Below are 2,338 nucleotides of genomic sequence, written 5' to 3' on the forward strand. Positions count from 1 at the left end.
CGCCAGGACTTCACCCGGAATCGTCACAACAACCCAACTACCACATGAAACAGCGACGTTGCCTCGAATCCGGCAGTAGATAAATTACGGCTCCTTAACTGCGGGGCATTGGTGTAACTCCTGATCATGGAGGATGCACTGATGACCAGTAACAACACGCCTGAGGAAGAGAGTTCAGAGGTGGCTGCCAGCAGTCGGGCAGAGCGGTGGATTACCAGCTGATCGAGGAGTTGGTGGGCCGCGCTCAGGCCGAAGGGCTGCAGCTGACCGGCGAGGGAGGTCTGCTGCAGCAGCTCACGAAACGACTCCTGGAGTCGGCTCTGGAAGGCGAGGTCACCGATCGCCTCGGCTATGACCGGCATGATCCGGCGGGCAAGAACAGCGGCAACTCCCGCAACGGAACCCGCTCCAAGACGGTGCTGACCGAGGTCGGGCCCGTCGAGATTGCCGTGCCCCGTGACCGGGACGGATCGTTCGAGCCGAAGATCGTGAAGAAGCGGCAGCGGCGCCTGACCGGCGTCGACGAGATGGTCATCTCGCTGTCCGCGAAGGGCCTGACGACCGGGAGGTCCAGGCCCACCTGGCCGAGGTCTATGGCGCCGAAGTCTCCCGCCAGACGATCTCGACCATCACCGACAAGGTCCTGGAGGGCATGGCCGAATGGCAGAACCGGCCCCTCGACCCGGCTTGAGTTCTATCGGTGGTTGCGAACGCTTCTGAAGGAGACGTTCGGATGCCGAGGTACGCCCCCAACATGTTGTCGAGTGCGGTGAAGAAGCGGTACTTCGAGCTGCTGCGTGAAGGCCTCAAGGGGGCCGCCGCTGCCCGTGCGGTCGGGGTTTCCACCAGCTGCGGGTCACTGTGGTTCATTGGTGCTGGAAGCATGATCATTCCGGACCCCTGCCCGGTACCCCCGCGTTTCCTCACTCAGGACGACCGGATCACCATCGCGAACGGTCCGCACATGCACCAAAACGTCAAAGAGGTCGCCGCGTCCATCGGCAAGAGGTTCCAGACCGTCTACCGAGAGATCAAACGAGGCAGCAAAACGAACGGCCACTATCAGCCGTGATGGGCTCACAACCAGGCTCTGCTGCGCAGGCAGCGCCCCAAGGACGAGATAATCAGCAACAGCGAGCCCTTGCGTGCCCTCGTGCGTGAAAGGCTCACCGAGAAGTGGTCACCCCGGATAATTCGGTCCCGCTGCTTGCCGGGCGGCTCTGTGTCATTTTCAAACCAGACGGACTTCCGAAGATGGAAGCGGATGAGACGGACACGCGGACTCCTGGCCGGGGATAGGGCATTCATCGTTCGCCCCTCGTACTTGTCATATCTTAGGCGTCTCGGCCGGTAGCTGATCCAGCCAAATAGTCTGCCTTATGGATCAGTGTTTCGGGCGATCGCGTTCAGACGGTGTTGCCAGCGCGGCGTCGAGGAGCGCCTCGGCCGCTGCACGGGCCGCCGCAGCGGCGTGGGGGTCATTGTCCATCCGTGCAGACACCGCGCAACCGTCATACAACAAGTGGAGTCGGCGCCCTAGAGTCTCCGCATCGGATACCCCCGCCTGCCTGGCAAGGTTGATGAATAGGCCACACACCCACGCGCGGTATTCGTTCGATGCTTGTTCCGTACTGCTGCCCGGGCGTGCTTCGGCGCTTGCTGCGACGAACGCGCAGCCGCGGTAACCGGGGCCAGAAAAAAGTTCCGCCTGTGCGTCGAAGACGCCGAGCAATTGGTCACGGGCGGTGTCGTAGCATTCAAGGCTATGCAGGATGTGCGTGGTGACGGCCGCGTGGCGGGATTGGAGGTAGGCGTGGACCAGTTCGTCCTTGCTGCCGAAAGTGTTGTAGAGGGATGCCTTAGCCACTCCAGCCCGCTGAATGATCCGATCGATTCCGACGGTCTGCACGCCCTCGTCGTAAAAGAGTTCGTTGGCAGCGGACAGCAGGCGCTCACGAGCGGAAGGCTTCGCCTCGGGGAGTGCGCCCGGTGATGCGGCGGCCTTGGTGACCATCGCTGTTTCCCTCCGGATCAATGGGAACGCCCGCCCAACTAGACAGGTCTGTCCATCTTAACGCGCGGGGCAGCGCGAGGCCCGTAAAACCAGACGTCAGGGCGGTGGACTGGGCTGGGCAAGGACACCGTAGGGCCTACCCTTCGCGGGCTACTGCGAGTGGTCCACACGCACGCGGACCACGATCTCTACCCGCGCTCGCGCTATTCGGGAAGACAGCGAGGCTTCCTCTAGCCTCAATACCAGTAACTTAGGTGCAATCTGGTCGTTGTTGGTGGTATGCCGAGAGTGGGTCAGCTGAAGTCATCTGGTGAGCGTCTTTCG

Annotated in this window: 2 protein-coding genes and 1 pseudogene; 2 read left to right on the forward strand and 1 reads right to left on the reverse strand. The window is 62.1% G+C overall.

Annotated elements, in window-relative coordinates:
* Window positions 1-206: 206 nt before the first annotated feature.
* Together ACIA8E_RS41795 and ACIA8E_RS41800 are read left to right on the forward strand one after the other, a co-directional pair.
* Window positions 207-682, forward strand: a pseudogene (locus ACIA8E_RS41795) (transposase); the annotation flags it as partial.
* Window positions 683-769: 87 nt separating this feature from the next.
* Complete coding sequence (locus ACIA8E_RS41800; RefSeq protein WP_399307330.1) at window positions 770-1,072, forward strand: helix-turn-helix domain-containing protein; 303 nt, start codon at window positions 770-772, stop codon at window positions 1,070-1,072.
* 312 nt (window positions 1,073-1,384) lie between these two features.
* On the opposite strand, the gene ACIA8E_RS41805 is transcribed toward ACIA8E_RS41800, so the two are convergent.
* On the reverse strand, window positions 1,385-2,014 hold the full coding sequence (locus ACIA8E_RS41805) for a TetR/AcrR family transcriptional regulator (protein ID WP_399307332.1): 630 nt from the start codon (window positions 2,012-2,014) through the stop codon (window positions 1,385-1,387).
* Window positions 2,015-2,338 lie beyond the last annotated feature (324 nt).

The sequence above is a fragment of the Streptomyces sp. NPDC051664 genome, assembly GCF_044453545.1.
Taxonomy (GTDB): domain Bacteria; phylum Actinomycetota; class Actinomycetes; order Streptomycetales; family Streptomycetaceae; genus Streptomyces.